This window comes from Luteibacter sp. OK325, assembly GCF_003050935.1.
Classification (GTDB): Bacteria; Pseudomonadota; Gammaproteobacteria; order Xanthomonadales; family Rhodanobacteraceae; genus Luteibacter.
On record NZ_QAOX01000006.1, the window covers coordinates 83,994 to 108,796 of the forward strand.

Below are 24,803 nucleotides of genomic sequence, written 5' to 3' on the forward strand. Positions count from 1 at the left end.
GTGTATCATCGCAGGCTTCACGATCCGGACGTTACTACGCATGCAAAAGCTCATTCGCCGCACGCTGGGTATGGCCATGATGGCGGTCGCCATCGCAGGCTGCAGCCTTATCTATACCCCCGACGTGCAGCAGGGCAACCTGCTCGACAAGAAAAACGTCGAACAGCTGCAGCCGGGTCTGACCAAGCGCCAGGTCCTGGTGCTGCTGGGCACCCCGTCGATCGCCTCGCCGTTCGACAACGATCGTTGGGACTACGTGTCCACGTTCTCGCATCGTGGCGGGAAGATGACCACCCGTACGCTTACGCTGACCTTCAATAACGACACCCTGGTCCGCTCCGAAGGCGATTTCTTCGCCCAGGACGCCCAGCAGTTGCTGAAGGACTCCAAGAAGTACAAGAACGACCCGGTCAACGGCACCAAGGGCGACAAGAACACCAGCGCCAACGACAAGAAGGATGACGACCAGGGCGGCATCTTCGGCGGCAGCTCGTCGGACGACAAGAAGTAAGACGGCCCTTCAGGCGCCGCGCTTTGCGCGGCGCCGCCTGGCCTCCATCGGATCGAGCGTGAGCGGCCGGTACAGTTCCACCCGGTCGCCCTCCTCCAGCACACGGTCCGCGGTCACCTTCCTGGCGAAGATTCCCAGCCTGTCCGGGTCGGGCGTGACGCCGGGAGGCAATCCGCCCCGAGCCAGCTCAACCGCCTCCCAGGCGGTGGTACCTGACGGCACGGCCAGGGCAAGGACGACCTGCCCCTCCGGACCAGCGTAAGCGACCTCGACGGCGAGCTCAGCCATACTGACGGCGCGCCTCGTCACAGAAGTCGTCGACCATGCGGTTGGCCAGTTGCTGGAAGCCCATCCTCAGCACCGAACCACCCAGCCCCGCGTAGTCGAAGTCCAGGGCGAGGGCAATCTTGCAGCCCACCTCGCCAAGGGCCTGGAAGGTAAACACCCCGTCCAGCGAGCGAAACGGGCCTTCCACGAATTTCATGGCCAGGCTGTGGGGCCGATCCGTGGTATTCCGGGTGGTGAAACTCTGCTTCAGCCCGGCGAACTTGAGATCCAGCCGCGCCACCAGCACGTTGTCTTCCCTCTCGAGTACTTCGGCGGCGTCACACCAGCCAAAGCGCTTTGGGTATGCTTCCACATCGTTGACCAGGTCGAACATCTGCGCGGGCGTGAAAGGCACGATCGCACTGCGGCGGATTTCAATCACTGCTTTGACCTCGTCTCATTTGCCGGCTCACGGACCCGCCGGCCTTGTATCAGGGATCCGATAGACCGATTTTAGCGGACATGGCAAAAGCGAAACCGAAGGACACGGAAAAAGACGGCGGCGGCACGATTGCGCTGAACAAGCGCGCGCGCCACGAATATCACATCGACCAGCGCTTCGAATGCGGCATGGCCCTGGAAGGCTGGGAGCTGAAGTCCCTGCGCGCGGGCCGGATCAACTTCGGCGAGGGTTGCTACGCGATCATCCAGCACGGTGAGGTTTTTCTCGTCGGTGCCCAGATCCCGCCCCTGATCAGCGCCTCCACCCACGTCATCGCGAACGATCGCCGCACGCGCAAGCTGCTGCTCCATCGTGAGGAGATCGACCGCCTGATCGGCGCCGTCGAGCGCAAGGGCTACACCCTCGTTCCCACCGCGATGTACTGGAAAAACAACAAGGTGAAGTGCGAGATCGGCCTGGCCAAGGGTAAACAGGACCACGACAAGCGCACCGCGGAGAAAGAACGCGAGTGGGCGGTCGACAAACAGCGGGTCATGCGCTCCCACAACAAGATGGGCTGACCTGAACGGACGGGCGGCGCCCATTGTGGGCGGCCTGCCCCGCCCATATACTGATAGGTGTAGTCACACAACGTTTTCCCCGGGGATGTTCTGGTTTCGACGGGGGTAGTGCGATCTACTGGTGCATGCCGAGGGGGTAGCTTTCCTCGTTAAACCAGCTGCAAAAACTATAGTTGCCAATGACAACTACTACGGTAATGACGCTTCGGTGGCTCTCGCCGCCTAAAGCGTTCGGCCCCTAAAAAAGGCCCTACCCCCGAACCGATCTTGTGCTCATGCTCGTCGGTGTAGGGTCACTATCATGAGACCGCCGAAAGACTCTCCATCTGTGGGTCTGACGCTAGATCAATCAGGTATGTCCGTCGGTGCGCTTCGCACACCGTGCTGCTGGCGGACGAGATCTAACGGTGAGCTAAGCATGTAGATCTGGAGATTAAACGCCTTCGGACGCGGGTTCGACTCCCGCCATCTCCACCAATATGGCCCCCTGAGTAATTTCGTTGCTCAGGGGGTTTTTCGTAGGCATCAGGCGTGTGAACAAATTTAGCTCGGCTGGCCGGACTCGACTTCGCCGCCGATGTCAGCCTACGCGTCGACAGGGTGGCCGCCGATTGCGCTACTGGTACAAAGACTTTCAAATGGGCATTAAGCTTTTTCGCCCCATGCCGCTACATTGATGGACCATAGGATGGCGCAATGCGGTTTTACTTCCCTACCTGCGACGACAGCGAACGGGCTCATGAGCTCCTCTCGCACGTCTTCGTCCGGGTGTCGAGTATTCCTCGCGCCCCTATCACTTTCGATTTTTCGGGCTGCGGTGACCTACGTCCGGCGGGGCTAGTCATTCTGGCTGGCATGTCCAGGCAACTACGACTGCGAGGAATTCGGCCGAATATCGACATCACAACGATGACCCCCAAGGTCTATAGCCAGTTCACGGGTAGCGGATGCCGCTCCCATCTATTTAGTGACGTCGCCTCCACTCAATCGACGCTTTTTCGCCACGACGAGACTGAGGACGAGGATGCCATCATCAGCTTTCTACGAGATCAGTGGCTCGGCGGTTCGCGGCTTATCATGAGCGCAGGGGCGCGCGATACCTTCATCACCCACCTGTGGGAGGTGTACGCAAACGCCTTCGAGCACGGCGATTCGGGGGTCGGAGTCTACACATGTGGCGAACAAATTGGGGAGGACACACTTATCCTCACCGTGGCGGATTTCGGTCCCGGCATCCCGGCGAATGCGGCCCAGAAACTTCGGAAGGAGTGGATACCCGGAGATCAGGCGCTTGCATGGGCTTTCACCCGGGGAACTACCACAGCCGCCAACCAGCGCTATCCCCGGGGACTTGGACTCGACTTACTGAAAGAATTTGTGAACATCAATGGTGGGCGCCTTGATATATATAGCCACCATGGTCATGGACGCGTGGAAAGCGCAGAACCTCGGTTTAAAAGTCTAATGCTTTCGATGGGTGCCACTGTGGTGCAGATACGCCTACACTGCGATGATCGATTGTACGTACTCCAGCAAGAATTGGAGCAGCAGCTGCCGCCTCCAGGGACGCCTTTATTTTGATAGGTGAAGCCATGCGCATACCAGTCGCCGAAATCGCCGGACGAAACGCGGTCTCCTCAAAGGCCGGCGAAGCTGTGTACAAGGCAATAATCGGCAGCATTGATGTCGAAACCGTCGAACTCGACTTCATCGGCGTCGAGATTTTCTCCACTCCGTTTTTCAACCTCGCAATCGGTCGCCTACTTGAGCGTATGTCTGCTGACATGCTCAACCAGAGGCTTCAAGTGGTCAATCTGACCCCGCTTGGCTTCAGCACCCTTCGTCGCGTGATCGACAATGCGAAGCGTCATTACTCTGGGCTTGCAACTTAAGGGAGCGCGATGGACCGCCACGCAGCAAAGCCGCGAAATGTAACCGCCCTCACATTCGACATCACCGATAGTACAACCGCATTGCCCCCACGAATGCTCGTTGATACGAATGTGTGGCTCCTGTCGCAGTACAGCCCTTTTAGCCTTGGCAACCGGCAAGCCGTTGCTGTTGTTTACACAGATTTTCTCGCTAGGTGTTTGGAAGAGGGTTGCCAGCTGGTTCGAAGCCCCTTCACGTTGCCCGAAGTCACTCACGTCATCGAGAAAGCGGAGTCTGTCGCAGTACAACAGCGGGGTGGCAAGATGGATCTCAAGCAACTCCGATGGGAACCGAATCATCGCCGAAAAGTAATTGCCGAGATTGTCGCCACTTGGCAGCAGGTTCAAGGCATGAGTGTCTGGTCTCCCGGACTAACCGTCGACGGAAACGTCGGAGATCAGATGTTAGTGGATTTTAGAAACCGAAAGATCGATGGCTATGATCTGTTGATCGTTCAAGAGGCACTGCAGGGTGGCGGGCTCCCTATCTTGACCGACGATTTCGACTACCTATCAGTACCGATGCTCAAGGTGTACACGGCCAACGAACGTGCGGTCAATGCAGCGAAGGTTGGCGGAAAGCTGCGTACCGGCGTCACAAATCAAGGCAACGCGCGCCAGGTGAGTCAGGCCTAGCGACGGGCGACACTAGTGCATGCCACCAAAGTTACCGCCGGCATACTCTTCGCATCGAGCTCCCTGCGGGCGACACTGAGCGGTGAGCGTGCAGGCATTTGTGTGAACCGGTACCGAGCCTCCCCGTGCGCCAGGTCAACGGCGCCTTCACCACCGGCTAGAGACCGCACGCTGCGATGACGGCGGCGGCTCCCTTTTTGAGCCAACAGCATTTGTCATTGCTTCCACGCCATGTTCGGCATTCCCCGCTAAGACTCACGGCACTCGAACCTCCTTGAGAATTTGCCGCGCGCTGTCACTTGTCGGAATCGGACCTAACAATCTGAATTCGGCGGCAACCGCCTTCGACAGCTCATCCATCTCGCTCGACAGGGCTAGAAGCGCACTCACCTTGGCTTCGGTGTCGAAGATGCGACGGGTGCCATCGGGGACATACAAACGCTGAGCTTCGTTCGGGTGGTAGTAAAGATAATCCAGGTACCTCTGGGTCTCGGCCAAGATTGCAAGCTCATGGAACACACCCATCCGGAGTGCCGCTAGGTCCGCGTGAAACATGATGGCGGCAATGTCGAAACTCGGAAGGGCGATATCGCGACCCGAGTCAGCCTTGACGTTTTTGCACAACCGAATGGCCTTTTTCAGGCCCCCCACCGCTATGGCATCCTGGTCCGACACCAGCTTGATGTGCTTGAATGGAAAATTGGTCACTGTCTGGTTGGCTTTACGGTCAAGAATGATCACGCCCCTATCGTGGAGCTGACCTGTCCTCTGGTAGTCCGCACCGTCATACCAGTGCGACGGGACCACATCTACGGAGCGTGCCAGCGAACCACCGAAAATCTTGATGGCCTTGCTACCCGATGTGTCCACCGATGCGGCCGGAAATGCCTTCTTGAGCGCTGGTTCCTCCTCATTACGCAAGTTGATCAGTTGCTGAAGTGAGTTATCCGCGGAAGGCCAATAGGTGTTGGACCTGATTCCACTCTTGTCGTAGGTCAGGAACTGCCCATCAATTGTGGTCAACAGGTCTACGTCGCTCACACCTTTGATGTGGACGTTCAGCGGCACCGAACCCTGCAACTTGAAATCGAGGTTGAATCCGCCCACCCGCTTGCCCAGCTGATTCGCAACCCGATCAGCCGTCTCCAAGCTGATACGTGTGTAGTCAGGATCGACTTCCTGCATGGCGCCCAAGGCGTACTGGGTAAACGGCTTGCCCCCTGCCCTGCCCTCCCAGATCTCCGGCAAGTACAACTTGCGTCGATAGCTCTCCAGCGCAACGTTGTCGGCTGCGACTACGGCAAGCCCGTCGGCGCCTTTTCGTCGCCCCTTCAGTGCTGATATTCGCTCTTGAATATTCGTTGCCATTAGGATCTCCTCAAGATCATGCTGCCCGACGAATGCCGGCCGTCCCCGTTGAAATAATCGCCCTCGGCCCGTTGCAAGTCCTTGGCGAAGACGAGACGGGCAAAGCCACGATGGACAGACAACTGGCCATCTTCAGGCTTCGGCTCATTCTGGTAGCTGTAGAGCAATACGTATCCTTCGATCGGGTCCGTGGTGAGCGCTGCTACGATGCTGTTGGATGCGGATTTAGCTGTCTTGAGGTGGACCCGGAAACGGTCCCAATCCTGGGTGATTGTCACGGCGGCCTTCCATGCGATCGCCTTTGAGTCGGGGCGTGGGAAGGGTGAGCCCTCGCAAACCCAAGTTCCGGCGAGGTTCGCGACCTTTAGCCAGCGCATGATCCATGGAAGCCGCCACACCCATTTTCGAAAGAGCAAATAGAGCCCGGCGTAGACCGTCCCAGCGCCAAGTAGGGAAAGGAAAACAGGCGGTAGGTTCACCCCTAGCCCGAGCCCTTTCGCGACGTCGACCACCTGAAGCAACGCCCACACCAAAATGCCTGACACGACTGAGGCTGTTCTGGTCAAATACCTTCCAACTTGGGCGCGATTGGTCCCACCCAACACGACATATTCATGGTCCATCGAGCTCCCCTGTTCGATTCACTAAACTTCATGCTATTCCGTGCGCCGATGCCTGCAGCCTGCGCCTAAACAACAGACTGCCCCAGACCACCTAAACCGAACCCACAGTCTTCCGGCACACACCAAAAAACATCCGGCATAAGGATGGCGCAGCGGTGTCGCATTCGGTGAGAATCCGACGAAGCGCCCGCGGCGGTGGGAACGCACCGCCCTATCTCTTTAAATGGTCGCCGAACCTCAGCTACGTCGCGGCTAGGCGTTTTCGTGAGTTATGGCAGCGTACTGAGCAGCAACGACGCGATATTGCCCATACTTTCGATGGCGAACCGCGCCTCTGCCCCCGACACGGTGGCCACCCACGGTCGCCCATGGCCCGTCCCCTGCTTGTTGCGCAGCCCATTCAGGGCACATGCGAGTTCGTATGCAGCTCGTTCCACCCGTTGTCGCTCGGAAGCTGTTCCGGTGTTCCCGCCATCGGGTGTCGCGAACTGGACCATCGTGAACGTCTGGCCAAGCAAGGTCGGGAAGTTGGTGACGGTGGCCTTGGCGCCCGTCCGCTGCTCCAGCACGTGGGCCGCGGTCGCCTCCAACAAGTCCTTGGCTGTGCCGGCCAGCAGGGGGCTGTCGAGCGCACCCCTTCGCGCGCGGTCCGCATAGGCCCGCAAAGCGGCTGTCAGTTCCTTACCCCGGAGCGCGTCCAGCACACGCGGTTGGAGAACACCATCTAGCGAAAGGTCCCAACCCTCCGCCTCGAACGCGCTGATCAGGTTCGCGATGGCGTCGTCTCCGCAATGGCTCGCCGATCCTTTGCGGAAACCACCACTTCCCTTCACCAGCCCGATGAGCGACTCGACCAGAGCCTCTCCGGCGGCGACGTCGTATTCGATTGCCCAGTTGAGCACCGCGGCCACCCGCCTAGCCTTACCCACGGGTTTGGGACCTTGCGCAGGATCGGCGGCCGACAAGCCAGCCTGCCCGATGCGCACGCCTATCTCGGAATGACTGGGCGCCCGTTTATCCTTCACCTGGGAATCGTCTACCAAGCGCGCTAGGGCTACAGCAATAGGATCGGTCAGCGGTGGATGTTGCGACATGGTCTGGCTTCCTGGTTGCCTACACTGGCGACGAACGGTTCGGCCGAGCGCCTGTCAGGAGTTGGTTTGCCGAACTTACTTAGTGAACTCACCTAACCCCTTCTCCTGGCACATCCTCGCCCGCGCCAGCCAATCCGACACAAAACTCCATTGTTCGCGTCATGGAGGTTGCAATCTTAGCGGAGCTTTCATTCAAGTCGCCTGTGCTGTCGGCACGGCACAGCGCGGAAAGAAATGCACCTGGTTCAACCGCGTGTCGCAGCGCCCCCCGGCAACACATAAAACAAAACAGCAAAGTAGTGCAGCACGCTCCCCGCCACCACAAACAAATGCCACAACGAATGGTGAAACGGCAAACGCTTCGCCAGATAAAACGGCACGCCCGCCGTATAAGCAACACCGCCCGCCACCAATAACATCAGGCCGGCCTTCGGAACGTGTGTTGCCAGCGGCTGGAACGCCGCAATCGCGCCCCACCCCATCGCGACATACATGAACACCGCCGCGCGGTGGTAGCGCTTCAGGATGCCGAGCTCGAGCACACTGCCGACGATGGCCAGCAACCAGATCATGCCAAACAGGCAGAGGCCCCATGTTCCGGGCACCGCGATGAGCGCGAACGGGGTGTAGGTGCCGGCGATCAGCCAGTAGATGCCCAGGTGGTCCAACGTCCGAAGGACACCCTGGGCGCTGTGATGTGGAAGGGCGTGACAAAGCGTCGATGCGGCGTAGAGAAAAATCAGGGTGGTGCCGTAGAGCGCGCTGGCGAACACAGCCACGGACCCGCCATACATAGCCGCTTTCGCAACCAGGGTGACGAGCCCGGCAATGCTGAGCCCGACGGCCAGCCCATGGACGATGCAACTGCCCAGTTCGTCAACGCGCGCATGGGGCACAACGGCGCGGCTCGCATCCATGGCCATCTGGTAGTCCCGTCGAAGGCAGGGTCTCATCTTGCCAGCCTCGCATTGCAGTTAAGGACCATCGTGGGCAAACCTGTTAAATGGGGCTTGACAGGTTATGCCATACCTTCGTAACCTCTCTAAACCGCTTACTACGGTTACTATTGGCAACGAAGGGCTCCCCAGTGAATAAGGTCACGTTCCGAAAGATCGATGTCGACGGCCACCAGATCGCCTACCGCGAGGCGGGTCCGAAAGACGCGCCAACGATCCTGTTGCTGCATGGATTCCCCAGCTCGAGCCACATGTTCCGAGACCTGATTCCTCACCTCTCGGACTTCCACGTAGTGGCGCCCGACCTGCTGGGCTTCGGCCAGTCCGATATGCCAGGTCGTGACACGTTCACCTACACGTTCGACAACATTGCCGCCGTAATGGACCGCTTTACCGAGGTGGTCGGAATCGACCATTTCGCGCTCTACGTCTTTGACTACGGCGCACCGGTCGGCCTTCGCATCGCTGTGAAGCACCCAGAACGCGTAACGGCAATCATCTCTCAGAACGGCAACGCCTATACCGAGGGCCTGAGTGACGGCTGGAATCCCATCCGCGCGTATTGGCAGGATGCCTCGGAAGAAAACCGGAACGCGCTTCGTGCTTTCCTCGCCCCTGAAACCACGGTGTGGCAATACCTGCATGGTGTTCCCGACGCAGCCAGGGAGCAGGTAGGGCCCGACGGGTACTCGCTCGATAACTTCTATCTGGCACGACCTGGCGCCACGGACATCCAACTGGACCTGTTCGGCGATTACAAGAGCAACGTCGCGCTGTATCCGGCGTTCCAGGCGTATTTCCGCGAGCACAACCCGCCATTGCTGGCGGTTTGGGGTAAGAACGACCCGTTCTTCCTGCCTGCCGGTGCGGAAGCGTTTCAGCGAGACATCCCGTCGGCGCAAGTTCGCTTCTTCGACACCGGGCACTTCGCGCTGGAAACGCATGCGAAGGAAATCGCCGAGCAAATCAATACGTTCCTCCGTCGGTAATTTAAACGGGCGTACTTCGAACTTCAGGATCTACAACATGCGCGCAATCGTCCTCGATGGTTTTGGCGGCTACGACAAGCTCGTCTACAAAGACATCCCCAAGCCCGAACCGCTGCATGGCCACGTAGTCATACGGATCAAGGCATTCGGCGTGAACCATGCCGAGATGCACATGCGTCGCGGCGAATGGGCCGAGAATGCTGACGTAATTGGCCTGGAGTGTGTCGGACTAGTTGACGCCTGCCCCGGCGGCGAATTCCCGATCGGCGCGAAGGTTGCGGCGATGATGGGTGGCATGGGACGGACCATCAATGGCAGCTACGCGGAATATGTGGTTGTGCCCACGCACGTGGTGACTCTCATCGACGCCGACCTGCCTTGGGCGGAACTTGCTGCTCTACCAGAGAGTTATGCAACGGCGTGGACGTGTCTCTTCCGCAATCTCGAAATCCAGAAAGGCCAGACGCTGCTAATCCGGGGGGCTACCTCAGCGTTCGGGCAAGCCGCGATTAACCTGGCTGTCGATGCAGGGTTGAAGGTGATCGCCACGACGCGCCGACGAGAGCGTTTTCCTGTGCTTGAAGCATTAGGTGTGACTCGGTGCGAGGTCGAGGGACCGGAACTGTCGAAGCGCCTTCCCGAAAGCGGCAAGGTGGATCGGATCCTCGACCTCGTTGGCAACAGCGTGATCGTGGACTCTCTCGCCATGCTGCCGCGTTACGGACGTGCCTGCATTGCCGGGTGGCTTGGAGGGCTTGACCCGGTGAAGGACTTCAACCCGCTCGCGCAATTGAACAGCGGTGTCTATCTGACGTTCTTCGCGTCGTTTCACTTTGGCCTCCCCGACTTTCCACTGTCAGATGTGCCCTTGGCCGACATTGCGAGGAAGGTCGCCGCTGGACGCTTCCAGGCCAAACCAGCCCGCATTTTCAAGTTCGAGGACATCCGTGAGGCACATCGCGTCATGGAGGCCAATGAGGCGGGCGGGAAGATGGTCGTCCTGGTCGACTGAGTCGACCACGCACCGATGTGGCACGGTTTCCAGCGCTGACATAAGGAGTTGACCTTGCTATACCGAGGAATGGAACGCGCCGCACTCGATGCGGCATATAACAACACGCGAGCTGTCGCGGACTTTCAGGAGACCTTCAAAGATTTCCGGTCACGTAGCGACCGACTTTATCGATCTACCGAGTCTGAGCGAGACCTCCGCTACGGCAGCCAACCCGATGAGCGGTTCGACCTGTTCCGAGGCCGAGAAGTTAGCGCGCCGACCGTCGTGTATATCCATGGCGGATACTGGCAGACGTTGTCGAAAGAGGACTTTGCTTTCGTAGCCCAGGGGCCGCTAGACCTCGGCCTCAACGTTGTACTAGCGGAATACACCCTCGCGCCGCTGTCCTCGATGACACAGATCGTGCAGGAGATTGGCCGCCTTCTTGACCATCTCGCAGTCAACACGGACTTGATTGGGCGTGGCCCTGTCAGTGTGGTGGGACATTCAGCGGGCGGCCAACTGGGCCTGCTGCATCGCTCGCACCGCCTGCTTGCGCACATCATGGCGATCAGCCCATTGGTCGATCTGGAACCGATCAGCCTGTCCTGGCTAAACGAGAAATTGAATCTCGATGCCAGGGAAGTCGAGATGTACAGCCCGTTGCGGCATATCGGTGCAGGCGCACCGACGACGATAGCCGTTGGCACCACGGAGTTGCCTGAGCTTGTGCGTCATGCAAGTGAGTACTCGACCGCGGCGGCGAGGTCCGGGGACGTCGATTATGTCGCACTCCAAGGCCGGAACCACTTCACCGTGCTCGAAGATCTGGCGAGTGCGACAGGTGTGCTGACGAAGAAACTGGGAACTATTCTTTCACCGTGATCGACACTCCGGTAAGGGCAACCGAGTGGACGCTGACAAAGCGATATTCGCCAGCGATCCACTCCTTCGTGACCGCTATTACGCGGCAGCGGCAGGCGTCACGACGGGGAAATCGACTTCCGTCCTGGCGACTTCGTTGATGTAGTTGGTCCAGGTATTCAGCGCAACGTGCATGACGATTTCGATCACCTGGGCGTCGTCGTAACCGGCCAGCTTCACAGCATGCAGGTCGCCATCGCTGACATGCCCACGATGCTTCACCACCTTGACGGCAAACCGAACAGCAGCGTCTGCCTTTGGATCGGTCGACGTGCCATGGCGGTTGGCGATCATTTCAGCATCGTCGAGCTTGGCGAGGTTCTTGCCTAGGTAGGTATGAGCGGAAAGGCAATAGCTGCAACCGTTGATCTCCGCGACGGCGAGGGCGATGCGCTCGCGGGTCGGTGCCGGCAGGTCACCCTTACCCAGGGCGGTGGACAGGCCCAGGTAGCCTTCGAGGGCCACCGGGCTGTTACCGACCATGCGGAACAAGTTAGGAGCAACGCCGAGTTGCTTCTTCACGGCTTCGAGCATCGGACGCGAACCGGCGGGGGCGGAGTCGATCGTAGTGGGGGTGGCGATGCGTGACATGGCTCAGTTTTCTCGATATTTGCCGGCTAGCTCCGGCGGCGAAAACCAAGGTACGACCTCTCCTTTCCGACAACTAGTCGGTGTAAGTTGTAGACGTCCTTTCAGAAAGTGAAACTGTTCATGGACCGCCTGGAAGCTATGCGTGTGTTCGTTCACGTGGTGGATGCGGGAAGCCTGTCGGGCGCCGCTCGCGCCTTGGACATGCCACTGCCCACCGTAAGTCGCCGGCTTTCAGACCTGGAGAGGCGCCTCAAAACGCAACTCATCACACGCTCGACGCGCCAGCTGACATTGACGGACTCGGGCCTCGAATACGTCACTACATGCAGGCGGATTCTTGAAGAGATTGAACAAGCCGAACGCCAGGCCGCGGGTGAGTACGCCGCGCCTAAAGGGGACCTGGTCATTACCGCTCCCATTGTATTCGGTCGCATGTACCTGCTCCCGATCGTTACCGAATTTCTGAAGGCGTATCCCGAAATCAACGTCCGACTCGTTCTCGGTGACCGATCGTTGAATTTATTGGAAGACCATGTGGACCTTGCCGTGCGCATCGGCACACTACCCGACAGCAGCCTCATCGCGACGCGTCTTGGAACGACGCGTCGGGTGGTGTGCGGAAGCCCGGCGTACTTCGCGGAAAAGGGAACGCCGCAACATCCTCGGGAACTGCGTGATCATGCGTGCGTGACGTTTGAAGGATTGGATGCCGCCACGCAGTGGTTATTCTCCACTGGCAAAACGTCGCTGGCTGTTCCGATCCAATCGCGGCTTGCCGTGAGCACCGCCGAGGCGGCGATCGACGCCGCCGTGGCGGGCGTGGGTGTGACGCGTGTCATCGCATATCAGGTAGCGGCGCGGTGCCGCGATGGCATTCTGAAGCAGGTACTCGAGGACTTCGAACCGGAAGCCTGGCCGATCAGTATGCTTTATGCCGGCCAAGGGCGATTGCCGCTCAAGGCGCGCGCCTTTCTTGATTTCACTGGCCCACGTTTGCGAAGCGCCGTCTCGATTGTTCCATAACCTGGTAGAGAGCCTTCCGATTTCTATGGATTATCTGGAGACGTCGAAGGCTTGATCATGCTCATGCATGATCGCTTTCGCCCACGCCAAGGTGTGCCTTACTGCCTTCGTCGGCTCCCATGTCGCCGGGGTGAGCAGGGATTTACTGACCGAGCACTTCCTGACTCTTTCGGACGAAGGTCGCTTTCAGCGGTTTCTACGGCGAATGGACACCGAAGCCATCGACGCGCACGTTGAGCATCTTCTGGCAGATGCCCACGCCTTGATTATTGCATCGCAATCGAATCGAATCCGCGGTCTGGCCGAGCTTTACATCTCCTTGCAGGAGCCGTCCGCCGAGGTCGGACTGAGCGTCCTGGAACGACATCAAGGACAAGGCATTGGCACGTCAATGACAACGATGCTGATCCGTATTGCCGAGCATGCGCGGTGTACCGCCTTGAGTGCGGTAACGCTCATGGAAAACAGCGCCGCGCGAGCCCTCTTGAAGAACTTGGGATTTCGGCAGCGTGGCTCGGGCGAAGAGTGCCATGCCACGCTGCTTATGCAGCACTCCGACGACAGCCGGGTGCCCAACTGATCCCTTCCACCCCACCACTCGTCCCTCCCCAGGCCCACTTCATCCCTTCCCGCCTGACACACCAACCGCCGAGCGCCTAACGTGTCGCCATTGGCACACGAAGGAGAAGCTCATGCGTCGACGCACCCTACTCAAGGCCGGCCTGGTCCTGCCGTTCGTTCCGTACGCACTCGCCTTCAACCGGAGCGCTCTCGCCTGGACAGGATCGTCCCATGGCGCCGCCGCAGCGCCACGCGCTATCGACGCCACCTGGCCGGCCACGGATCAATGGGAGCGCTTGCGCAAGCAGGTCGGCGACCGCCTGCTGAAGCTTCAGTCGCCCTTCGCGGCCGACGCTCCCAAGGCAGCCAGGGCTGAAGCCATAGCCCACCTCGGCAACCCTTTCTATCTGGGCGACCAGCCGGCACTCACCCAGACCAGCGGCTGGTTCGGTGCCTGGACGTCACAACCCAGCCCCTACGCTGTCGCGGCCGAGTCCACCGCCGATGTGGTCGCCGCGGTCAATTTCGCGCGCGAGCAACGCCTTCGTCTGGTGGTGAAAGGTGGCGGTCACAGCTACCAGGGAACCTCCAATGCTGCCGCGTCCCTGCTGGTATGGACGCGCCGGCTCAGGCAGATCACCTTGCACGACGATTTCGTCGGCCAGGGCTGCTCTGGCAAGCACGCGCCGCAGCACGCGGTCAGCCTGGGCGCCGGCTGCCTGTGGATCGACGCCTATGACGCCGTTACCACGCAGGCGGCGCGTTACGTGCAGGGTGGCGGTTGCACCACCGTCGGCGTCGCGGGCCTGATCCAGAGCGGTGGCTTCGGCAGTTTCTCCAAGGCCTTCGGCACCGCCGCGAGCAACCTGATCGAAGCCGAAGTCGTGACAGCCGATGGCAAGGTACTGATCGCCAATGCCTGCACCAATGCGGATCTCTTCTGGGGACTGAAAGGCGGTGGCGGCGGCAGCCTCGGCATCATCACACGCGTGACGCTGCGCACGTTCGACCTGCCGGACATCTTCGGCGGCGTAGGCGGCCACATCAAGGCACCCGACGAGGCGAGCTTCCAGGCGCTGATCGCCCAGACCGTACGCTTCTATGCCGAAGCCTTGTGCAACCCGCACTGGGGCGAACAGATGTCCTTGCGTGAAGGCAACACGCTGGCTATTTCCATGGTGTTCCAGGGCTTGTCCAAGGAAGAAGCCGAAGCCACCTGGGCGCCGTTCAAGGACTGGCTCGCCCGGCACCCGGCATACGTGATCGTCGAGCCGATCGCCGCGCTGGCCATATCGGCGCGCCACTTCTGGGATGCGACATTCTTCCGTGAGCACGCGCCCCGGTTCATCGCCGATGACGATCGCGAAGGGGCGCCGCCGTCGCACATGGTCTGGGCTGGGGACCGCGGTCAGGTTGGCTGGTACATCCACGCTTACCAGTCGGTGTGGTTGCCGGGCAACTTGCTTGCAACCGACCAACAGGTCCGACTCGTCAAAGCCTTGTTCGAAGCGTCGCAACACGAGGACGTGGGCCTGCACTTCAACAAGGGTCTCTTCGGCGCGCCTGACGACGCGCGTGCACGCGCCCGCGATACTGCGACCAACCCGCAAGTGGCCGACGCGTTCGCGCTGGCCATCGTCGGCACCAGCGGTGCGCCCGCGTTCCCCGGCATGCCGGGCGCAAAGATAGACGCGGACAAGGCGCGCAGGGATGTGGATAACGTCGGCCGTGCCACGGCGCCGCTACGTGGACTGGGAACCGGGCTCGGCTCGTATGTCTCCGAGAGCGATTATTTCCTCGCCGACTGGCAGCACGCTTTCTGGGGTGTCAACCACACACGGCTTGTTTCGGTGAAGCGGCGATACGATCCGACGAACTTGTTCAATGTTCATCACGGTGTGGGCAGCACCGTCGACTGAGGTCTCAGACCGGCTTCCAGGCTAGTGCCATGTCTACGAAGGCCTGGCACGCGGCCGTTCGATACGCTCCCTTGCGCTGAAGCATGGCCACGGTGCGCTGGGCCATGGCGTCGCGTACCTTCACGGGACACAGGCCGTCGTGGTGATGGGCGACTGCCTCGGGTAGCACGGTAGCAAGCCTGTCGCTGTGCTGGACCATCTCGATGATCCCGCTGACCGAATTGGCTTCGATCGCGGTGTGCGGGTGGATTCCCTGGTCGTGGCAGTGACGGTCGATATGACCTCGTGTTGCGAAGTCGCCACTCAACAGCACGCGCGGCTCCTTCTCGAACTCACGAAGCGATAGCGCCCGCCGCCGCGTGGCATACGGATGCTTCTTACCCACTACCAGGGCGAGCGTCTCGACAAACCAGGGCTGACTCTCGATGTCCGCCGAGCGTGCCTTCATGAATCCTATGCCGATGTCGAGATCGTCCTGCGCCAGCAAGGCCTCGATGCGATCCTGGTTCATCTCCATGACGCTGAGGTCGATGCCCGGATAGTCCGCGTTGAAGCGCGCGACCAGGGGACCCATCAGGTATGCGGTGAAGGTCGGCGTCATGGCCAGCCTCAGCTCGCCGTGAGTCAGGTCCTTCGCGTCGTGAATGGCGCGCTTGCCCGCATCGAGATCCTGCAGGGCACGGCGGGCGTATTGCGCATAGGCTTTGCCCGCGTCCGTTAACCGGATGCTACGTCCGGACCGGTCGAGCAACTGCGCGCCCAAGGCGTCTTCGAGCTGCCTTATCTGCTGCGACAACGTCGGTTGCGACACGTGCAGTGCTTCCGAGGCGCGCGTGAAGTTCCGGTGCTCCGTGACCGCGAGGAAGTAGCGAATGTGCCGCAGCAGCATGACGCCTCAACTATAGGGTGTGCTTATGGTCCGGATAGTAAACCGGTCTTGGACGTCACGGGGGGCGAAGCCGATTCTATCGCGTTATCAAACGCACCCCTCCCCAGAAGAATTCATCATGAAAACGCTACGCACGTCGCCGCTCGGAATGATGCTGTCGCTTGCCATCGTGGCCGGAACCTGGGTGATTCCCACCCTGAGCTTCGCCAGTGAGCCCGGCCCGAATGACTATTTCCATACGGGCGCCGGCGCCCGGTACCTCGTTCGCGCGCAAACAGCGCTCGACATCGAGCCCCAGCGCGACGGCATCACCGTACTGCTTGGCTCCGGTGGCAACATCACCGTGCTCTCCGGGCCGGACGGCAAGTTCCTGGTCGATGCCGGTATCAGTCCCTCACGGGCCAAACTGCAGGTGGCGTTCAACCAGCTCGGGGCGACTTCCGTCAAATACGTCGTCAATACGCATTGGCACTGGGACCACACCGACGGCAACGCGTGGCTGCACGCAGCGGGTGCGACCATCGTCGCGCAGCGCAATACGTATAAACACCTGACGCAGACCACGCACGTCAACGAATGGAACTGGACCTTCAGCCCCGTCCCCGTCGACGCACGGCCGACCTTGCTCGTGGATGATGAAAAGACCTTCGACTTCGACGGAACACGCATCGAGGTAGAAAACCTCGGCGCCGGTCACACCGACGGCGACCTCTGGGTGTACTTCGTCAAGGCGGACACCCTGGTCCTGGGCGACACCTTCTGGAACGGCCACTTTCCTTACATCGACAACGAGGACGGCGGCAATATCGACAGCGCCATTCAATGGGCCAACAGCGCCATCGAGCGAACCACGGACAAGACCATCGTCGTGCCCGGCCACGGTCCCGTCGGAAACCGCGCCGACCTGATCGCCTTCCGCGACATGCTTGTCGGCGTGAGCGACAACGTGCGGGCGCTGAAGCAGCAGGGAAAGTCACTCGACGAAATCATCGCCGCCAAACCCGCCGCCGCTTTTGATGCCAGGTGGGGCGGCTTCGTGATCGGACAGGATCATTTCGTCAAGCTGGTCTACGCAGGTTTGTAGTGCGCCCAGGGCGAATGCAGGATGACACTGCACATATCCACTCGCCGGAAGCCAGGGTCCTTAGCCGCGACGAAGTCGTCGTTGAACGTGCCGAAGGTCGTCGCGGGCCGACGTTTCAAGCCTTCATAGAAGGTGTCGATGATCTGCGCATTGAAGTGCTCGTCGCGGGGATAAGCGGCAACCACCGCGTCGCGCTCTTCGTCCGTGAACTGCTCGTAAGAGCGCCCCGCCACGTCCATGCCAGCGGCCACATGAAGCAGCGACGCTTCGGGATGCAGGAACTCGGGGATCCCGGGCGTCGTGTGGAACGCGATAGCGGACCACACCTTCTGGACGTCCGTTTCGACAATGCCGTGGCTCCTCAGGAAATCGCGCGCCGCGTTGGCCCCATCCACTTCGAATCGTAACGAACTTCCATGGAAGCCGTCGGTAAGGCCCAGGTCATGGAACATCGCCCCGGCGTACAAAAGCTCCGGATCGAAGCTCAGGCCTTTGCGCTCCGCGAGCAGCGCACCCCACAGATACACGCGCATTGAATGCTGGAACAGAAGATCGCTCGCCGTATCGCGAAGGAGTTGCGTGGCTTCGCGGGCGATGGCGCTGTCGGGAACGGTGAGTCCGGCGATGGTGGCTGCCATGATCATTTGCCCGCACCTGGTTCCTGCGGCGTGGTCAGGGCCGTGTCGGCTGTATCGACGACAAACACGGCAAGCAACCTGGCCGGCTCGGTCTTGCTCGCGTTACGGCTGATCCGATGATGAGCGCCGGGCTCTTCGTAAAAGGCCTGCCCCGCCGTGTAGACGTGCGCGGGCTCGTCATTGACCTGGCTCTCGATCGCGCCCGATACGACATAGGCATAGATGAAAGCCGACCTGGCGTGCGTATGCGGCAGCGACGCGCCACCCGGGGGATAGGACACCTCGACCGCCACCAGCGACTTGCCGGGTATATTGGTGATGGCGTGGGAGAAATTGGGGGTGACCGCGTCGCCCGGCGCGTGGGCGCTGGCCGCGGCCGAGAACAAGGCGGCGGCAAACAGGGCGGGAAGAAGGATCTTCGTCTTCATAAGAACTCCTCGGGGAGCAGCATCTTGCGCGCCGGCTGCGTACACCGAAAAGCACCAAAAACGTTCTGGCCGGATGCACCATGGGTGATCCCGTAAGCTCCAGACGTGACGCTAATTCGGCAAAGCTGCCACATTCGGGGCGATCGGGCACTGTAGGGAGGCATTTCAGGTTAATAATCGCGAAAATCTTGAAACTGACCCCTTGAACCAAGGCTAGGAGCGACCTTGAACGGAACCGGAGGCAATCCAAGGATGACCGAAGCCCGCTGGCAAGCCTGGGGACAGCACCTCGCGATCGCGGCTGCCTACGGCGCCCTTTATGAAGTGACCCGGCACCTGTCCTTCCCGCAGTGGATGCTGACCGCCGGGCTTCGTCTCGCCTGTCTCCTGCTCCTGCCCACGCGCTACTGGCCCGCGCTTGCCGTAGGCGAAGGGCTACCCCTGCTCGAGAACGCCTTCTTCCTCGCACCTGACTTCGGCGTGGCCTGGGCCGTGTCCGAGTCCGTGCCCATGGTGGTCCTGTGGATGGCCCTGCTGAAGCCGCTCCGGCAGCGCTGGCCGCTGCATGACGACCAGGGCCGTATTCGCATGCCGGTGATCCTGAGCGCCGCCCTGGGCGCGGCGATCATCACCGCCGCCGCGACCCTGCTCACCGCCGTGACGGCAATCCTCAACACCCCGACGGGCGAATGGCCGGATCCGAACACCGCCTGGCCCGGGTATTTCCTGGCCTATACCCTTGGCGCTTACCTGGGTGCGCTGACCCTCACTCCGACCGTACTGGCACTGCGCGAACGATTCCTCGCCCTCGACGGCCAGCCACTCAGCGTCACGCGCATCTGGCACAGCGCGCTCTTCCGGGATGTCCTCGGGTGGGTGCTACCCACGTTGGCGACGCTGACCTGGATAGCCGTCCATACGCACGACGACACCGTGCAACAAGCCGCGCGTCTTGCCCTCATCGGCCCCGTACTGGTTCTCGCCTGGCGCCACGGCTGGCATGGCACGGCCGTCGGCGGCATGGCGGCGAGCATCGCGTTGGCCATCACCGCGCCGGGCGTGCTGGCCGATCCGGCCACCTTGCGGGTGCAGGCCATCCTCGCCCTCGTCGTGTCGGGCGGGCTTCTGGTCGGTGCCTGGGCTGCTGCCAGGGCGAAGGCCAAGGCGACGCATGCTGGCTCCCGGACCGCGCATCTCTGAGCGGCTGGGGGTGGTGCATGACCACCCCCAATCACTTATCCGCGAGACTTATTTGACCGAGCAGACCAGCGGATTGCACGGCAGGTCGAGCAAGCTCGGCGCCGTAACGCTATGGACCGGCGCATGGCTGACCGGTGCGGTTGCTGCCGCGGTGGCGCCGCAAGCGAAAAGCAGGGTAACGGCGAGGATGACGCGGCGATTGATCGTGTTCATGGTGACACTCCTTGGCTTTACGTGGATGGAGCCTCCAGCGTAGCCGAGCCAAGTGTCTTAAGTGCCTGTCCTGACGGCATTTCCCGGTCTGGGGACTGCGCGTTTTCGGCCAATTTCCTGACGTTGGGTTAGTCCACCAACGTCGCCGCCGTCGCCTGGCCGGTGTTGTGCACCGCACGCTTGCGCGGCAGGAACGCCGCCGCGACAAGTCCCAGCACCACGACACCGAGAGCCCACACGAACGTGTGCCCGAAGGCACGACCGAGCGCAGGCAGGATCGTCGCGTGCATCGCGGGCGTCATCGCACGGGCCACGGCAAAGCCGGATTCCTGCACGCCGGTCGAAGGCATCACGCTGGCGATCTGGTGCGACAGCACCACGGCCAGCAGGGCCGTGCCGACCGAACCACCCACGCGCTGCACCACGTTCATACCGCTGGTGACACGGGCGATCTCATGCCGCTGCAGGCTGCTGAGCGCGGCGGTCATCGACGGCATCATGGTGGAACCCATGCCGAGGCCGAGCAGGAACAGCATGCCCTCGACCATCCACATCGGCGTGTCGCTCTGGATCTGGGTGAGCCCAAGCAGACCAAGCCCCGTCAGGCTGAGGCCGACGAGCACGATGCGGCCGGGGCCCGTCTTGTCGGTAAGGCGTGCGGCGATGGGCATGGAGATCATCGCGCCGATGCCCTGGGCCGCCATCAACAGGCCGGCGTGCAGCGCGGACTCACTGCGCACCAACTGGAAATACAGCGGCAGCAACAGCGCGGTACCGAAGAATGCCGTACCGAAGAAGAACGAGGTGGACGCCGCAGCGCCGACGACGCGCGTGCCGAACAGGCGCACGTCGATCAGGGCGCCTTCCTTGCGACGCGCATGCCAGACAAAGCCAATCACCAGCGCGAGGCCAAGCAGCACGCCACCGACGGCGTCGGGCCGCGTGAACCCACCGCCTGCGGCCGTTTCAGCAAGGCCGTAGACGAAGATCGCCAGGCCCGGCGACAGCATCAACAGACCGCGCCAGTCCAGCGCGTGGTGCGGCTTGGGCTCGTCACGATCCAGAAAACGCGACGCCGCATACAGCGCGATCACGCCGATCGGCAGGTTCACGAAGAAGATCCAGCGCCAGGACAGATCGTCGACGAACCAGCCGCCGAGGATGGGACCGACGATCGGCGCGACCAGCATCGGAATACCGACCAGACCCATCACGCGCCCCATTCGCTCGCGCCCGGCAGCATGGGAGAGGATGGTCATGCCCGCGGGCATGATCATGCCGCCACCGAAGCCCTGCAGCACGCGGAACACGATCAGCGACGTCGCCGACCAGGCCAGGCCGCATAGCGCGGAACCGATCACGAACAACGCGATGGAACCGATGTACAGGCGCTTGGTGCCGAAGCGATCGGCCGCCCAGCCGGTCAGCGGGATCACCGTGGCAAGCGCCAGCATGTAGCCGGTGGATATCCACTGCGTCACCGACAGCGACGTGCCGAACGAGTGCGACAACTCACGGATGGCGACGTTGACGATGGTGGTGTCGAGGATCGACATGAAGCTGCCGAGCACGACGACGGAAGCGATGCTCAGCAACCGGCGGTCGAGCGCCGGCGGCGTATCGGTATGGGTCGGAGCGTTCATTCGGGCTTTTCCGGGGAGCAATAAGAGGCGCCGGTGGGGGCGGCGAAATGTTTGCGGGTGAGTGCGCCGAGGGTGGCCAGGGCACCGGCCAGGGCGGTGCGCTCTTCTTCGGTGAGCGCCTCGACAAAGCGGTCGGCGGATCGGCCGCGGGCGCGGCCGATCTTTTCGAGTGCTTCGCGGCCCGGCTCGGCCAGTCCGATGCGCTTGATGCGCCGGTCCACTTCATCTTCCCGTCGGGTCAGCAGGCCCAGTCGGACCATGCCGTCCACGGCGCGTCCGGCGGCCGGCAGCGACAAGGCCACCGTCTCGGCCAGTTCGTTGACGGCGAGGTCCGAGCCGGCGTTATCGAGGATCCACAGCATGCGCAGCTGCGAGAAGGTCAGGTCGAAACCGGCCATGACCGCGGCCACGCCCGCCTGGCTGTCCTTGAGGATGGGCATGAGCACGCCCATGAGCTCGGCGGCCAGCGGATGAGTGTCTGGAGGTAGCTTGTGCATCGGCGCAATAGTACGCTTACTAACAATAGTTGCAAGTGCGCAAGTATAGCTATGCCTTCCGGTACTGCCCGGATGCCCTGCCCGCCTACTCCGCACGGCTAATGCTGCCGTCGCTATGACCGGCCTAACCTCAGGTCATGGCCATCATCGACAAAGAAACGGTTCTCAGCCGCAGCCGCCTGGCTCTGGATGCGACGGCCATCGGGCGGGCGATGCTAGAAGGGGACATGGAGGAAGCGCGTTTCCGCGCCTATCTCCTGCGCAGCCAGGCCTCGGACCTTGGGCTCGACGACGTCGCAAAGGCCGCCCTGATGGTGGTGGTCATGCTCCCGCCCGATGAGCGCCTGCCAAAACGCGGCATCGGCCGGGCCATGCTGTGGCTGTGTAATACGCTGGACGTCCCGCACTGACCACCGGTTACTTGAACGTGGCGAGCCACTGCAGAACGGCATGCGACAGCTCCGTTCGCTGATCCGAATACGAATGGTCGGTTGGCAGATGGAGTGTCGTCACCTGCTTGTCGCCCGCCTGGCGTAGCGCGGCAGCGAAGGCATTGTCGGCGGGGGCAAGGCCGTCATCCGAGGTGATCACGAATGCTGGCCGATCCTTGAGCGCGCCAACCCTGGAGCGAAACGCCCAGGCGGTAGCGTGGTCCGCGAGGTCCGTTGCCAGACCTTCGGGCGTGCATCCGGCAAGCGGCGCCATGCCCTCCTTCGCCAGCGCCGCACCCATGTTCTTCACCGCGTCCGCCCGCGATCCCTCCGCCTGCATCTGCGCGAACGTGCCTGCCATGTCGGCGGCCGAAATCATCGCAATGCCCTTGATCGCGGGGTCGACGGCAGCGGCCTGGACGGTCATGAAACCACCCATGCTGTGACCGACCAGCACGATGCGCGATGGATCCAGCCTTAGTCGCCTGGCGTTTTCAGGTTGGCGCAGATAGGCGATCGCTGCCGCGACGTCTTCGATGCCATGAGCGAAGGAGAAGTCTCCTGGCGTGCCCCACGATCCGCGGTAGTTGAAGTACAGGACATCCCATCCTGCACGCCGCATGTCCTGCGCGAGATCGAGGTTCCTTTCATTCCCCGGAAAACCGTGGAGGAGGATCACGACCGGATGTGGCTCGGCACCCGCAGCCACGTAGACCAGGGCATTCATGAGCGAACCATGGCTGGGTATCTGCATGCTCTCCATCGAGGCCTTGGCGGCTCCTTCGGGTTTGCTGAGCAGTCCATCGCCATGCGCGGGAGAAACCGTCAGGCACAGCAACAGGCACGCCGCAAACCACGTAAACGTCGTCGCACAAACCTTCATGTTGTTCCCTCGGTTGAAATTCCCGGAATCAGTAGAGCATCGATCGATGCCTTACTCTCACCTGCTCTTGGCAGGAAGTACAGCCGCTGCTAGTCTCCCGCCGTCGCCACCTCAGGCGGCCGTAAGCGTTTACGTCAACCAACGCGCATCCTGTCCAGTCGCCCTCGTGGTGGCTGGTCGCTGCGTGGAGTTGATAACGTGAACCTGCTTACCTTTTTCAGGAAACCGGCGTACATCGCCGCCCTGCTCTTCCTTTTCATCAGTATTGGCGACGGCGTGATGCTGCCATTCTTTGCCCTTTGGGCACAGAAAGATGCCGGTGTGCCTGTCGCGTGGATTGGTGTGCTTTTCGGCTGTTATGCGGGCGGCGAATTGCTTGCCACGCCGTTGCTGGGAGGCATCGCGGATCGCCTGGGTCGGCGGCCTGTACTGCTTGCTTCGACGCTGGGCGTGGGCAGTGGATTTCTGCTGCTGTCGTTCTGCCATGGCGTGGTTGCCACGGCAGCGGTGCTTCTGCTGATCGGTGTTTTTGAAAGTGTGCTGCACCCTACGGTCTTCACCGTCATCGGCGACGTGGTGCCGCAGGACGAGACGCGGCACTACTTTGCCGTGGCGCGTGTGCTCTCGAGCATCGGGCGCGCCATCGGCCCCGCGCTCGGTGCGCTGCTCGTGTTGCGTTCGTTGAGTACGGTCTTCGTCGGTTCCGCCGTGGCGCTCCTGCTGGCCGCCGCCATCGTCGCGTGCCTGCTACCGGAGACGCGCCACACCGGAGCCGACGAAGCAGATGACGATGCCGAGGAAGGATTCTCCGCCTTGCTCCCCGCGCTTCGTGATCGCCGCCTCGGTGGGCTGCTCTTGTGCTTCATGCTGCTCGAGCTTTCGGGCAGCTGGGTCGAGACCGTGCTGCCACTTAGCGTGCATGCGGCAGGCACGTTGAGCCCTTCAGGCGTGGGTCTGCTGTTTACGTTTGCTTCGATACTCACCGCGGTCTTGCAGATACCGGTCACGCGTCTCACGGCACGATTCAGTGCGCGAGGTTTAGTACTTACCAGTGCGGCCGTACTGATGGCGGCATTCGGTGTGCTTCTGGCCTCTACTGGCCTCGTCGCGCTGGTCGTGGCGATGACATGCTTCGCGGTGGCCGACATGTTCTGCGGCCCGCTGATTCCTTCAGCAGTGAACGAACTGGCGGCGCCGAAGACGCGTGCGACCTATATGGCTGCGGTGTCGGTGGCGAACGATCTGAAGGACACCGTCGGGCCGGCGAGCGGGACGATGTTGTTTGCCGTGGCGGCTTCGTTGCCTTGGGTGATGGGGATTCCGCTGGTGGGGGTGGCGGCGTTGGGGCTTGCTTTGGCGTTGTCGCGGGTGGTTATCGCCGATGAATCGGCTCCTACATAGGGGGTTAGGTCGCTATTTGCTAGATGGGCGCAATCCGCATCAAGACGGCCGTTACCGGTGCAGCGCAATGTGCCGGTAGCGGCCGG

General features: G+C 61.4%; 29 protein-coding genes and 1 other RNA gene. 16 read left to right on the top strand and 14 right to left on the bottom strand.

The features are described 5' to 3' along the window. The first annotated feature begins 40 nt into the window (after positions 1-40). Positions 41-511, top strand: coding sequence for an outer membrane protein assembly factor BamE (gene bamE / locus C8J98_RS13890; RefSeq protein WP_107913803.1), 471 nt, complete (start codon positions 41-43; stop codon positions 509-511). A 9-nt stretch (positions 512-520) separates the two neighbouring features. Here bamE and C8J98_RS13895 read toward each other — a convergent pair whose 3' ends face one another. Then, positions 521-799: an RnfH family protein gene (locus tag C8J98_RS13895; RefSeq protein ID WP_107913804.1), complete on the bottom strand. Its 279-nt coding sequence runs from the start codon at positions 797-799 to the stop codon at positions 521-523. Next, the gene (locus C8J98_RS13900) at positions 792-1,220 is read right to left on the bottom strand and encodes a type II toxin-antitoxin system RatA family toxin (protein ID WP_107913805.1); all 429 of its coding nucleotides are present in this window, start codon (positions 1,218-1,220) and stop codon (positions 792-794) included. Before C8J98_RS13900 ends, C8J98_RS13895 begins: the two co-directional genes overlap by 8 nt. 80 nt (positions 1,221-1,300) lie before the next feature. Here C8J98_RS13900 and smpB point away from each other — a divergent pair, with 80 nt between their 5' ends. The 5 genes from smpB to C8J98_RS13925 all read left to right on the top strand — a co-directional run bounded on the left by smpB (position 1,301) and on the right by C8J98_RS13925 (position 4,368). Beyond that, positions 1,301-1,801, top strand: a complete 501-nt coding sequence (smpB, locus tag C8J98_RS13905; protein ID WP_046965872.1) for an SsrA-binding protein SmpB — start codon at positions 1,301-1,303, stop codon at positions 1,799-1,801. Positions 1,802-1,882: 81 nt separating this feature from the next. Then, positions 1,883-2,278, top strand: a transfer-messenger RNA (tmRNA) gene (gene ssrA / locus C8J98_RS13910). A gap of 219 nt (positions 2,279-2,497) precedes the next feature. Beyond that, positions 2,498-3,382 carry an ATP-binding protein gene (locus C8J98_RS13915; protein WP_107913806.1) on the top strand — a complete coding sequence of 295 codons (885 nt, stop codon included), beginning with the start codon at positions 2,498-2,500 and terminating at the stop codon, positions 3,380-3,382. 11 nt (positions 3,383-3,393) lie between these two features. Next, positions 3,394-3,693: an STAS-like domain-containing protein gene (locus tag C8J98_RS13920; protein ID WP_107913807.1), complete on the top strand. Its 300-nt coding sequence runs from the start codon at positions 3,394-3,396 to the stop codon at positions 3,691-3,693. Between the two features lie 9 nt (positions 3,694-3,702). Then, positions 3,703-4,368: a hypothetical protein gene (locus C8J98_RS13925; protein ID WP_146171640.1), complete on the top strand. Its 666-nt coding sequence runs from the start codon at positions 3,703-3,705 to the stop codon at positions 4,366-4,368. 255 nt (positions 4,369-4,623) lie between these two features. On the opposite strand, the gene C8J98_RS13930 is transcribed toward C8J98_RS13925, so the two are convergent. The 4 genes from C8J98_RS13930 to C8J98_RS13945 all read right to left on the bottom strand — a co-directional run bounded on the left by C8J98_RS13930 (position 4,624) and on the right by C8J98_RS13945 (position 8,376). After that, a complete protein-coding gene (locus tag C8J98_RS13930; RefSeq protein WP_107913809.1) occupies positions 4,624-5,736 on the bottom strand; it encodes a hypothetical protein in 1,113 nt (370 codons plus the stop codon). Beyond that, positions 5,736-6,359, bottom strand: a complete 624-nt coding sequence (locus tag C8J98_RS13935; protein WP_107913810.1) for a hypothetical protein — start codon at positions 6,357-6,359, stop codon at positions 5,736-5,738. The genes C8J98_RS13930 and C8J98_RS13935 overlap by 1 nt, the downstream gene beginning before the upstream one ends. Positions 6,360-6,628: 269 nt before the next feature. Further along, the gene (locus C8J98_RS13940; protein WP_107913811.1) at positions 6,629-7,453 is read right to left on the bottom strand and encodes an abortive infection family protein; all 825 of its coding nucleotides are present in this window, start codon (positions 7,451-7,453) and stop codon (positions 6,629-6,631) included. A 245-nt stretch (positions 7,454-7,698) separates the two neighbouring features. Then, positions 7,699-8,376 carry a hemolysin III family protein gene (locus tag C8J98_RS13945; protein WP_107913812.1) on the bottom strand — a complete coding sequence of 226 codons (678 nt, stop codon included), beginning with the start codon at positions 8,374-8,376 and terminating at the stop codon, positions 7,699-7,701. Between the two features lie 164 nt (positions 8,377-8,540). Here C8J98_RS13945 and C8J98_RS13950 point away from each other — a divergent pair, with 164 nt between their 5' ends. From C8J98_RS13950 to C8J98_RS13960, 3 genes are all read left to right on the top strand, one after another. After that, positions 8,541-9,398, top strand: a complete 858-nt coding sequence (locus C8J98_RS13950) for an alpha/beta hydrolase (protein ID WP_107913813.1) — start codon at positions 8,541-8,543, stop codon at positions 9,396-9,398. Between the two features lie 37 nt (positions 9,399-9,435). Continuing rightward, on the top strand, positions 9,436-10,410 hold the full coding sequence (locus C8J98_RS13955; RefSeq protein ID WP_107913814.1) for a zinc-binding alcohol dehydrogenase family protein: 975 nt from the start codon (positions 9,436-9,438) through the stop codon (positions 10,408-10,410). Positions 10,411-10,479: 69 nt separating this feature from the next. Continuing rightward, positions 10,480-11,277, top strand: coding sequence for an alpha/beta hydrolase (locus C8J98_RS13960; protein WP_199229924.1), 798 nt, complete (start codon positions 10,480-10,482; stop codon positions 11,275-11,277). A gap of 78 nt (positions 11,278-11,355) precedes the next feature. On the opposite strand, the gene C8J98_RS13965 is transcribed toward C8J98_RS13960, so the two are convergent. After that, a complete protein-coding gene (locus C8J98_RS13965; protein WP_107913816.1) occupies positions 11,356-11,907 on the bottom strand; it encodes a carboxymuconolactone decarboxylase family protein in 552 nt (183 codons plus the stop codon). A gap of 120 nt (positions 11,908-12,027) precedes the next feature. On the opposite strand from C8J98_RS13965, the gene C8J98_RS13970 reads away from it, so the two are divergent. The 3 genes from C8J98_RS13970 to C8J98_RS13980 all read left to right on the top strand — a co-directional run bounded on the left by C8J98_RS13970 (position 12,028) and on the right by C8J98_RS13980 (position 15,410). Beyond that, on the top strand, positions 12,028-12,930 hold the full coding sequence (locus tag C8J98_RS13970) for a LysR family transcriptional regulator (RefSeq protein WP_107913817.1): 903 nt from the start codon (positions 12,028-12,030) through the stop codon (positions 12,928-12,930). 67 nt (positions 12,931-12,997) lie between these two features. Further along, positions 12,998-13,510: a GNAT family N-acetyltransferase gene (locus C8J98_RS13975; protein WP_107913818.1), complete on the top strand. Its 513-nt coding sequence runs from the start codon at positions 12,998-13,000 to the stop codon at positions 13,508-13,510. A gap of 112 nt (positions 13,511-13,622) precedes the next feature. Beyond that, on the top strand, positions 13,623-15,410 hold the full coding sequence (locus C8J98_RS13980; RefSeq protein ID WP_107913819.1) for an FAD-binding oxidoreductase: 1,788 nt from the start codon (positions 13,623-13,625) through the stop codon (positions 15,408-15,410). A 4-nt stretch (positions 15,411-15,414) separates the two neighbouring features. On the opposite strand, the gene cynR is transcribed toward C8J98_RS13980, so the two are convergent. Then, entirely contained in the window at positions 15,415-16,299 is an 885-nt protein-coding gene (cynR, locus tag C8J98_RS13985) for a transcriptional regulator CynR (RefSeq protein WP_107913820.1), read from the bottom strand. 118 nt (positions 16,300-16,417) lie between these two features. Between cynR and C8J98_RS13990 the strand changes: the two genes are divergently transcribed. Beyond that, a complete protein-coding gene (locus C8J98_RS13990) occupies positions 16,418-17,383 on the top strand; it encodes an MBL fold metallo-hydrolase (RefSeq protein ID WP_107913821.1) in 966 nt (321 codons plus the stop codon). Here the strand turns inward: C8J98_RS13990 and C8J98_RS13995 are convergent. Together C8J98_RS13995 and C8J98_RS14000 are read right to left on the bottom strand one after the other, a co-directional pair. Then, positions 17,368-18,021, bottom strand: a complete 654-nt coding sequence (locus C8J98_RS13995; protein ID WP_107913996.1) for an HD domain-containing protein — start codon at positions 18,019-18,021, stop codon at positions 17,368-17,370. The two genes, C8J98_RS13990 and C8J98_RS13995, sit on opposite strands and share 16 nt — an antisense overlap. 2 nt (positions 18,022-18,023) lie before the next feature. Then, a complete protein-coding gene (locus tag C8J98_RS14000) occupies positions 18,024-18,449 on the bottom strand; it encodes a cupin domain-containing protein (RefSeq protein ID WP_107913822.1) in 426 nt (141 codons plus the stop codon). Positions 18,450-18,701: 252 nt separating this feature from the next. Between C8J98_RS14000 and C8J98_RS14005 the strand changes: the two genes are divergently transcribed. Further along, complete coding sequence (locus C8J98_RS14005; protein WP_107913823.1) at positions 18,702-19,649, top strand: MASE1 domain-containing protein; 948 nt, start codon at positions 18,702-18,704, stop codon at positions 19,647-19,649. A gap of 48 nt (positions 19,650-19,697) precedes the next feature. On the opposite strand, the gene C8J98_RS22070 is transcribed toward C8J98_RS14005, so the two are convergent. From C8J98_RS22070 to C8J98_RS14015, 3 genes are all read right to left on the bottom strand, one after another. Then, positions 19,698-19,862: a hypothetical protein gene (locus C8J98_RS22070; RefSeq protein WP_158272712.1), complete on the bottom strand. Its 165-nt coding sequence runs from the start codon at positions 19,860-19,862 to the stop codon at positions 19,698-19,700. Between the two features lie 128 nt (positions 19,863-19,990). Then, positions 19,991-21,505 (bottom strand): DHA2 family efflux MFS transporter permease subunit, encoded by a 1,515-nt coding sequence (locus C8J98_RS14010; protein ID WP_107913824.1) that lies wholly within the window; start codon positions 21,503-21,505, stop codon positions 19,991-19,993. Next, entirely contained in the window at positions 21,502-22,002 is a 501-nt protein-coding gene (locus C8J98_RS14015) for a MarR family transcriptional regulator (RefSeq protein ID WP_107913825.1), read from the bottom strand. The genes C8J98_RS14010 and C8J98_RS14015 overlap by 4 nt, the downstream gene beginning before the upstream one ends. Positions 22,003-22,139: 137 nt before the next feature. On the opposite strand from C8J98_RS14015, the gene C8J98_RS14020 reads away from it, so the two are divergent. Continuing rightward, positions 22,140-22,412 (top strand): hypothetical protein, encoded by a 273-nt coding sequence (locus C8J98_RS14020; RefSeq protein WP_107913826.1) that lies wholly within the window; start codon positions 22,140-22,142, stop codon positions 22,410-22,412. Between the two features lie 7 nt (positions 22,413-22,419). Here C8J98_RS14020 and C8J98_RS14025 read toward each other — a convergent pair whose 3' ends face one another. Beyond that, the gene (locus tag C8J98_RS14025; RefSeq protein WP_107913827.1) at positions 22,420-23,316 is read right to left on the bottom strand and encodes an alpha/beta hydrolase; all 897 of its coding nucleotides are present in this window, start codon (positions 23,314-23,316) and stop codon (positions 22,420-22,422) included. A 198-nt stretch (positions 23,317-23,514) separates the two neighbouring features. Here C8J98_RS14025 and C8J98_RS14030 point away from each other — a divergent pair, with 198 nt between their 5' ends. After that, the gene (locus tag C8J98_RS14030) at positions 23,515-24,717 is read left to right on the top strand and encodes an MFS transporter (protein WP_199229925.1); all 1,203 of its coding nucleotides are present in this window, start codon (positions 23,515-23,517) and stop codon (positions 24,715-24,717) included. The last annotated feature ends 86 nt before the right edge of the window (positions 24,718-24,803 follow it).

Coding starts and splice junctions, on each gene's coding strand:
- bamE (WP_107913803.1), top strand. CDS start 41: ATGCAAAAGCTCATTCGCCGCACGCTGGGTATGGCCATGATGGCGGTC.
- C8J98_RS13895 (WP_107913804.1), bottom strand. CDS start 799: ATGGCTGAGCTCGCCGTCGAGGTCGCTTACGCTGGTCCGGAGGGGCAG.
- smpB (WP_046965872.1), top strand. CDS start 1,301: ATGGCAAAAGCGAAACCGAAGGACACGGAAAAAGACGGCGGCGGCACG.
- C8J98_RS13915 (WP_107913806.1), top strand. CDS start 2,498: ATGCGGTTTTACTTCCCTACCTGCGACGACAGCGAACGGGCTCATGAG.
- C8J98_RS13920 (WP_107913807.1), top strand. CDS start 3,394: ATGCGCATACCAGTCGCCGAAATCGCCGGACGAAACGCGGTCTCCTCA.
- C8J98_RS13925 (WP_146171640.1), top strand. CDS start 3,703: ATGGACCGCCACGCAGCAAAGCCGCGAAATGTAACCGCCCTCACATTC.
- C8J98_RS13930 (WP_107913809.1), bottom strand. CDS start 5,736: ATGGCAACGAATATTCAAGAGCGAATATCAGCACTGAAGGGGCGACGA.
- C8J98_RS13935 (WP_107913810.1), bottom strand. CDS start 6,359: ATGGACCATGAATATGTCGTGTTGGGTGGGACCAATCGCGCCCAAGTT.
- C8J98_RS13940 (WP_107913811.1), bottom strand. CDS start 7,453: ATGTCGCAACATCCACCGCTGACCGATCCTATTGCTGTAGCCCTAGCG.
- C8J98_RS13945 (WP_107913812.1), bottom strand. CDS start 8,376: ATGGCCATGGATGCGAGCCGCGCCGTTGTGCCCCATGCGCGCGTTGAC.
- C8J98_RS13955 (WP_107913814.1), top strand. CDS start 9,436: ATGCGCGCAATCGTCCTCGATGGTTTTGGCGGCTACGACAAGCTCGTC.
- C8J98_RS13960 (WP_199229924.1), top strand. CDS start 10,480: ATGGAACGCGCCGCACTCGATGCGGCATATAACAACACGCGAGCTGTC.
- C8J98_RS13965 (WP_107913816.1), bottom strand. CDS start 11,907: ATGTCACGCATCGCCACCCCCACTACGATCGACTCCGCCCCCGCCGGT.
- C8J98_RS13970 (WP_107913817.1), top strand. CDS start 12,028: ATGGACCGCCTGGAAGCTATGCGTGTGTTCGTTCACGTGGTGGATGCG.
- C8J98_RS13975 (WP_107913818.1), top strand. CDS start 12,998: ATGATCGCTTTCGCCCACGCCAAGGTGTGCCTTACTGCCTTCGTCGGC.
- C8J98_RS13980 (WP_107913819.1), top strand. CDS start 13,623: ATGCGTCGACGCACCCTACTCAAGGCCGGCCTGGTCCTGCCGTTCGTT.
- cynR (WP_107913820.1), bottom strand. CDS start 16,299: ATGCTGCTGCGGCACATTCGCTACTTCCTCGCGGTCACGGAGCACCGG.
- C8J98_RS13990 (WP_107913821.1), top strand. CDS start 16,418: ATGAAAACGCTACGCACGTCGCCGCTCGGAATGATGCTGTCGCTTGCC.
- C8J98_RS13995 (WP_107913996.1), bottom strand. CDS start 18,021: ATGGCAGCCACCATCGCCGGACTCACCGTTCCCGACAGCGCCATCGCC.
- C8J98_RS14000 (WP_107913822.1), bottom strand. CDS start 18,449: ATGAAGACGAAGATCCTTCTTCCCGCCCTGTTTGCCGCCGCCTTGTTC.
- C8J98_RS14005 (WP_107913823.1), top strand. CDS start 18,702: ATGACCGAAGCCCGCTGGCAAGCCTGGGGACAGCACCTCGCGATCGCG.
- C8J98_RS22070 (WP_158272712.1), bottom strand. CDS start 19,862: ATGAACACGATCAATCGCCGCGTCATCCTCGCCGTTACCCTGCTTTTC.
- C8J98_RS14010 (WP_107913824.1), bottom strand. CDS start 21,505: ATGAACGCTCCGACCCATACCGATACGCCGCCGGCGCTCGACCGCCGG.
- C8J98_RS14015 (WP_107913825.1), bottom strand. CDS start 22,002: ATGCACAAGCTACCTCCAGACACTCATCCGCTGGCCGCCGAGCTCATG.
- C8J98_RS14020 (WP_107913826.1), top strand. CDS start 22,140: ATGGCCATCATCGACAAAGAAACGGTTCTCAGCCGCAGCCGCCTGGCT.
- C8J98_RS14025 (WP_107913827.1), bottom strand. CDS start 23,316: ATGAAGGTTTGTGCGACGACGTTTACGTGGTTTGCGGCGTGCCTGTTG.